This window comes from Bartonella sp. AA56HLJMS, assembly GCF_042197145.1.
Lineage (GTDB): Bacteria > Pseudomonadota > Alphaproteobacteria > Rhizobiales > Rhizobiaceae > Bartonella.
The window spans coordinates 1-1,731 of record NZ_JBHIRL010000069.1; the positions used below are offsets into that span (position 1 = coordinate 1).

At 36.7% G+C, this 1,731-nt stretch carries 2 protein-coding genes; both read left to right on the top strand.

What is annotated here, in order from left to right:
* The first annotated feature begins 312 nt into the window (after positions 1–312).
* Positions 313–783, top strand: a complete 471-nt coding sequence (locus ACFINI_RS09810) for a hypothetical protein (RefSeq protein ID WP_375648029.1) — start codon at positions 313–315, stop codon at positions 781–783.
* A gap of 86 nt (positions 784–869) precedes the next feature.
* Complete coding sequence (locus ACFINI_RS09815) at positions 870–1,610, top strand: hypothetical protein (RefSeq protein WP_375626935.1); 741 nt, start codon at positions 870–872, stop codon at positions 1,608–1,610.
* The last annotated feature ends 121 nt before the right edge of the window (positions 1,611–1,731 follow it).

The window sequence follows — 1,731 nt, forward strand, 5'->3', positions numbered from 1 at the left end:
CAAAATGAAAAAAATTGAAAAAAATAAAAAATACGTATTGACTTTAAGGAAAGGTTCGTTTAGAAAGGCGTCAAGTGCTTAACAACACTTAGCGATAAGCGGATAAACCACGATAAGGTTTTTCCCATTCTTTAAAATACTGACTGTCTTTTATGTTGTGATTAGCATATAATGATTATGTCGGGTGTGGTCACACCATACAATACTCTTTATGAGAAAAGTGTGACGACGGACTTATCGCCGTGTTTGTTAGCACCCGACGCCCTTATGGGGTGTTAATAACAAACCTTTTTTACGATAAGGATTACTAGCATGAACGCTACAGTTAAAAAACAAACCACTCCCATTATTGATACCGTTGCAAATGACAATATTGCACAAGATTTCGTATCAAAAAATACTCAACAGAAAAAATATAAACTTTCATTAGGTGCTATTGAGTTTGGTAATCGCTTGTTTCGTCGTGTTATAGCTTTAAGAGACTTTGGTACTGTTAAGAAAGGTGACGTTGGTGGTTTTATAGAACATGAGGGTAATTTATCGCATGATGGCAATTGTTGGATATCTGGTTATGCATTAGTATTTGGTAAAGCTCGTGTTTTAGACGATGCACGTGTTACAGGTTATGCAAAAATTTTTGGTGATACAGAAATATCAAATAAAGCACGTGTTGGTGGTCGTATGAAAATTTTTGGTCATAGCGATGCTTTTGGTAAGGTATTGGTTTCTGGGCGTGCGCGTCTTTTTGGGAATGAAACCATCTCTTTTGGTAAATATAGATAACCCTTTAAAACTAGGCGGTGCGGGGGCGCCTCCTTATAACCATTTCATTCAAAAATTTATTCAAATGTTAGATTAGGGAGCTACCTATGACCACTAAAAATGTATCCAAAAAATATGAACTCACAGATGAAATCCACCGTATTCCTGAGGGAAAAACTGTACGTCGTATAAGAGCATTAAGAGATTTTGCAGATGTTAAAGCAGGTGATCTCGGTGGCGTTATTGAAAACGAAAAAAGCTTATCACATGATGGTGATTGCTGGGTTTATGATAACGCCATGGTTGCTATGGATTCTGTTGTTTCTGAAAATGCACAAGTGCGTAATAATGCACGTGTTTATAAAAGTGCAAAAATATCAGGCAACGCTATTGTTTGTGACAATGCTCAGGTTTTTCATAATGCAAAAATTTCTGATAATGCAAAAATTTGTGATAACGCAATGGTTAATGGTAATGTTTTTGGCAATGCAGTTGTTTGTGATAATGCTCAGGTCTCTTTTCTTGGTCATATTTCTGATAATGCAAAAGTTTCTGATTATGCGCATGTAACTGGCAGGGTTTATGGAAATGCACGCGTTTATGGAAATGCTTGTATTTATGGATTTTCTGAGATTTACGATGATGCGCAGGTTTATGACAGGGCTACTATTTCTGAGCATGTAAAGGTTTATGGAAATGCACGGGTTTGTGATCAGGCAACGGTTTATAGCAAGCCTCGTACAGATGGCTATGCACCACCTATCTATGTAAAGATTTATGGCAATGCCGTGGTTAATGGCAATCAAAAAATTTCTGAAGATATTTGTGGTGATGATAAAGCAGCGTAAATAACGGGGCGGGGGGCTGCTTTATAGCAAAAAAGCCGCGTCCTTTTAAGACACGGCTTTTGTTTGCAACTGGAAACTTATACATTTTAAATGTTAAAATATATTACACAAAACGTGTAAA

What these genes read in the sequence shown, in the direction of transcription:
- ACFINI_RS09815 (WP_375626935.1), top strand. Translation starts at nt 870, where the DNA reads ATGACCACTAAAAATGTATCCAAAAAATATGAACTCACAGATGAAATC.
- ACFINI_RS09810 (WP_375648029.1), top strand. Translation starts at nt 313, where the DNA reads ATGAACGCTACAGTTAAAAAACAAACCACTCCCATTATTGATACCGTT.